This is a genomic window from Thermosporothrix hazakensis, from assembly GCF_003253565.1.
GTDB classification, from domain to species: Bacteria; Chloroflexota; Ktedonobacteria; order Ktedonobacterales; family Ktedonobacteraceae; genus Thermosporothrix; species Thermosporothrix hazakensis.
The window spans coordinates 1-4866 of the sequence record NZ_QKUF01000070.1; the positions used below are offsets into that span (position 1 = coordinate 1).

The 4866-nt window shown below is 49.7% G+C and carries 4 protein-coding genes, 1 rRNA gene and 1 pseudogene; 2 read left to right on the forward strand and 4 right to left on the reverse strand.

All coding sequences use genetic code 11. The features are described from left to right. Window positions 1-298, reverse strand: a pseudogene (locus tag EI42_RS31575) (M42 family peptidase); the annotation flags it as partial. 209 nt (window positions 299-507) lie between these two features. Next, the gene (locus tag EI42_RS31580) at window positions 508-1821 is read right to left on the reverse strand and encodes an NYN domain-containing protein (protein ID WP_111326938.1); all 1314 of its coding nucleotides are present in this window, start codon (window positions 1819-1821) and stop codon (window positions 508-510) included. A 202-nt stretch (window positions 1822-2023) separates the two neighbouring features. On the opposite strand from EI42_RS31580, the gene EI42_RS31585 reads away from it, so the two are divergent. Further along, window positions 2024-2350 (forward strand): winged helix-turn-helix transcriptional regulator, encoded by a 327-nt coding sequence (locus EI42_RS31585; protein ID WP_111326940.1) that lies wholly within the window; start codon window positions 2024-2026, stop codon window positions 2348-2350. 109 nt (window positions 2351-2459) lie between these two features. Here the strand turns inward: EI42_RS31585 and EI42_RS31590 are convergent, their stop codons facing one another. Beyond that, the gene (locus EI42_RS31590; protein ID WP_111326942.1) at window positions 2460-2753 is read right to left on the reverse strand and encodes a hypothetical protein; all 294 of its coding nucleotides are present in this window, start codon (window positions 2751-2753) and stop codon (window positions 2460-2462) included. A gap of 357 nt (window positions 2754-3110) precedes the next feature. Then, window positions 3111-4025 carry a hypothetical protein gene (locus tag EI42_RS31595; protein WP_111326944.1) on the reverse strand — a complete coding sequence of 305 codons (915 nt, stop codon included), beginning with the start codon at window positions 4023-4025 and terminating at the stop codon, window positions 3111-3113. 576 nt (window positions 4026-4601) lie between these two features. On the opposite strand from EI42_RS31595, the gene EI42_RS31600 reads away from it, so the two are divergent. After that, a 23S ribosomal RNA gene (locus EI42_RS31600) occupies window positions 4602-4866 on the forward strand; the annotation flags it as partial.

Below are 4866 nucleotides of genomic sequence, written 5' to 3' on the forward strand. Positions count from 1 at the left end.
CGCGGTTGCCGGGAAGGGTGGAAGGATCAAAGCCGCCAACAGGAGCGAAATACAGGAAACCGTTCTCATCGATATAGCGGATGAGGAAACCGAGCTCGTCGCAGTGAGCCTCAAGCATGACCCGGGGAGCACCCTGCCCATTGAGCGAGGCGATCGCGTTCCCGTGAATGTCGGTTCTGATCTCATCGGTGTAGTGCTTGATTTCCTCGCGGACAGTCGCCTGAGCGGGCTGCTCGAAGCCAGAAGGGCTAGGGCTAGAAATGAGGCGACGGAGAAAGGCCACACGTGACTCTTCCATAGAGAAACCTCCTCTAGAGAAATACGCATACAAGACATGCCACACCGGTACGGGCCGGAGGAGCATGTATAGCGGGTGCGAAAAGAACAGGTGTAAGAATATGGGTAAGCGACCCCAGGGGTCAGGGAGCTTCCTCAACTGCTCGATGATGAGCGGGAAGAGGTAGTATCTATAACCTCTGGGGTCGCTTTCTGCTGTCTTTAAGCGACCTAGCGAACAAATTGTTTGAGAATCTCTTCGACGCCAGGATGCTGGCGATTGAGACGCAGATCCTCGGCACCAGTTGGATCTGTTTGAACGAGCAATATACCCTGCTGAATACACGCATTCAGCAATTCGCGGGCAGATTCTCGGGTAAGGCGACCACGAAAACGGTTCTTAGGATTGACGGGATCTCCGATAAAATTTGATACTCCTATAATCGTGCGCCACGACCAATGGCGATCGATGTAATCAAGGAATTGTAAGAACTGAGGATCGAGTACATCGATTGGTGGCGCTCCATAAGGAGATTGTTGGAACTGAGACCCACCCATAGAATAGTTGATAGCAGGCATAGCACCTGTATTACCAGTAGAGAAATTGGGTACGGGAAGAGCACCTGTATTACCAGAGATACCACTTGAACCTGAGCCACCTGGAACCAAAGGTACAAATTGATTGGCGCTGCTTATAAGATCTCGGCTGACGGTTCCTGGAATACCAACGACTATAACAGTTTTATTTAGACGTAACTTTAAACGAGCACTAATACGAGTGAAATCTTTATCACCGGTCATCAAAACGAAAGTAGTGATTGAAGGACGGTCAAAGACAGTTTCAATGATATCCATTAACATATTCAGGTCAACCGTGCTTTGCACCACCGTGCTCTGCACAATGGTATTGCCCGGAGTGATAGCAGGCATGTGACCAGTATTGCCTGAAGAATGCTGAGATGGATATCCTAACGGTCCGGTAATACTACTCTGCCCTAAAGGACCAGTAGGTTGATTAGAATCACAAGAACGCTGATAGAAAGACTGACGATACAGGTCACGATTCTGGTAGTCAGAGCCATTCTCCTCTGGGCTTTGCTCGTCTCCCTGGAGGTTTGAATCATAATCCTGGGGAAGCGAGAGAGAGGGATCAGTATCCGCTGACCACCCATTCTGAGGGACGTAGTTCGGTTTAATGGCGGGAAGTGCCCCAGTGTTGCCGGACCACCCTCTTGAATCCGGAAGAAAGCCTGAAGAACCAAGAGATCCGGTGGGAGTTCCCGAGGTATGATGAACGGATCCCACACGTATGCGGTCTCGTTGCTTTGCCGGGCAGTCGACGCGATCGATCATCGCCGCGGTCAGGCTTCCTTTAAATGGCTCCGGTTGTCGAGACCAGTCCGCATAGGCACGCGCAACCATAACTGTCCCATAGCGACGGGCCACAGCTATTAATTCTTGTGGATCGGGTTCCCGTCGCTGAATATTTAGCATACTATAACGTATGTTCTCAAAATCAATGAATAAAGCAATATCTTCGGGCACAACCTTCTCCTCTCATTAGGAGAAACCGCGCAGGCCAAGATTTAAGATTGTTCAGGTGCTCGGACAACCTTGCAGTCAATCCTAATACTATGAGCATATCATACTTTATTTGCAAAGTCGAGAGGTCAAACTTTACTTTGCATCCCTGCTATGGTATATTTTTAAGTTAAGAAAGTACAATGAATAAAGAGTTTCTTGCATCATGGAGCGAACCAAATATCGGCTCGACGATACAATCTGTCCCGTTGCCCGCACTGCTGAAATTATCAGCGGGAAATGGACCCTTTTAATCATCCGGGATCTTGCCACCGGGGTAAAACGGTTTAATCAGTTAGAACGATCACTTTGTGGCATCAGTCCGAAGACTCTTTCGGAGCGTCTACGCTCATTGGAAGAGGAAGGAATCATCCTTCGTCGGACCTTCGCTGAAGTGCCGCCCCGTGTTGAATATTCTCTGACTGAGAAAGGGCAAGATCTTGTTGCTGTGATTGAATATATGCGTAGCTACGGGAAGAAATGGCTCTGTTAAGCTACTCTGACTCCCTACGAACTGTCGACCTCCCCTTCAAACTCGATGAGACAAGAACCGGAGGAGGACCCCCGGTTCTTCGATTAAACGCATGCAAAAAGAGATGGATTTAACGAATGGACCCTACCAACGAACGATCATGATCTGCTAAAAATCGTCGGAGCAGGTCTGCACCTTCTGCGGTACTCTGCTCTGCTTCTGTTGGCTCCTCTTGTTGTTTCAGCAATTCGTACAGACTGGCGACATCGTAGCGCATTTGTACCTGGAGTTGGCCGTCACTGTTAAACCCCTCAACGAAGAGGCCATCTTCTTCCTCTCGAATTGCGAAGCTCTTCACACCAAGTTGGTCGAGGAGCTGCCCAATGGCATGCAGAATATTCGCATAACTAAACGTGGCCGGCATTGAACCCTCCCTAAATATTCGGAGACTGTGAGTGTATTACGATCAGACACCATTGTCAGACCGTTAGCAAACAACGGAGGGACACACTTGTTCTTCTGCCCATAAAGAAGCTGTGGAAGAACGCGTGCATCCTTTTCTTTCTATTCCCTTACGGGATAACTCAGTGAACGCTGTCAGACACGCGTTACTGAGATGAATATGCACATTGATTTCCATTCATGTGGAGGATATGACACTTTCCCTTCCTATGTCAAGGTGTGTCTTCGTTCCACCACCATCTCTATTGATGATTCGCCTGTTCCATGCTTCACCACCACACTCCGAATATTGTATCATTACGTTTTATGAACGTCAAGTTTATCTTTTCGCGCCAGTTCCACTAACAACTTTTGTGGATGCGGTTGCGGAGGCTAATTGTTCATGCTGGGGTGCATTCAGAATCTCGATGGCTTTTAAGCGCCAGAAACGGGCACTCGCTGGCCTTTTCAGGGAGAGGTATTCTGCCAATGCCTCGTCTGTCATGTTTGGTTGTGTTTTTAGCGCTTCTATTGTCATTTGCAGTTTATCCGGGGCGCTATCCATATGAATCGAGACGACGGGCTGTTCTTTCTCTCGATGTGACTTGCTCTTCTCTTCAACTGCAACAAAATGGCCGGTGATGGGGCGGTTAGGCTCCAGGTCGTCGGTGCTGGATGCCATTTCCACCGCTGTTTTGCCACTCAAAAGATCTGCTGCGGTCAGGCGTGAGCCGCTGGAGAGGGCACGTCGCAGACTGGCAATCGGAAGGTAGGGTTCCTGTCGGCCTGGCAATCCGACAAAGGTCTTCTTCCGTTTTTCCTCGGCCGCGCTTTCCGTGATTGTCTCTGCCATCATTGTGTACACAATGCCCAGGAGCGGAAATGAGCTGGCCATAAATGGGAACACATGGGCAAGCCAGGGGGCGGTACTCTCCGCTGCACTGAGCATGTTGGTGTTATGAAATTGCTTGGCATAGGCCCAGTTAACTGCCCACGAGAACACGGTGCAGAGCAAGATGAGAAGCCAATGTTGCCAGACTGCACGCCAGGTACGATATTTGCGATAACGCTGGAAGGCTGTCCAGGAGAGCAGGTAGACCGTGACATCAATACTGATGGCAATCGCGTAGCTGACTGCCCACCACCAGACACCTTCAGGGCCGTTTGAAGGCTCAAAGGAGGCGAAGAAGTAGGCCACATGAGGGATAGAGGCCGCGAGAAAGACCGCAAAAGCAGTCCAGAAAAAGTATTTCATAAAACCCTTCCACTTCTGGAGCCCCCTGCCTTGAGGCATGGGAAGGAAAGAGTGAACCCCTTTCCTCTGGTAAACCTCGCTCGTTCGAGCCACTGTTTGCGAGGATATCGGCCTCGTCAATCTCTATGATTGTGACTCTTGAGGCCGGTCAGGTTTGGACTTGTGCACACAAGTCCCCGCCTTCAGGCGTGGGGTTCCTGACTAACATACCGGTCCCTTTCACACTAACAAATCCACAGTATGCGAAAAACAATACAAATATATTATAGATGAAGCGTCGCGGTTTCATGCGCATTTCTCGTGTGCATGCGCGTCGATTTGGTACTATCAGGCTAATATGCACATCTCCTTGCTGCTCTTTTGAAAATTCGGCGAAAAAACTGTTGACAAGGAATGAAAAGTGTGGCATTATTATCCTCGCGCCGCTAAGAGCGGAGCGAAAACAGAAAATCAGAGCACACTTACAACTGAAAATAGTAGTTACTTCAATTTTGCTGAAAAGGTCATCGGTCTGCATCCAGGAGGACGCAGTCCGAAAGACCACGAACACCTCATCATCAAGAGAGCACAGATTACAGACAAGCGCATAAGAGTACGAGGTGGATGCCCAGGTGCCAAACGCCGATGAAGGACGCGGAGACCGGCGAAACGTTCAGGGGGAGCTGCATCCAAGCGATGAGCCCTGAGAATCCGAATGGGGCAACCCATCCAGAGTGATGTCTGGATACCCCTTGCTGAACCCATAGGCAAGGTGGAGGGCAGTGGGTGAACTGAAACATCTCAGTAACCCGACGAAAAGAAATCAACCGAGATTCCCGTAGTAGTGGCGAGCGAACCGGGA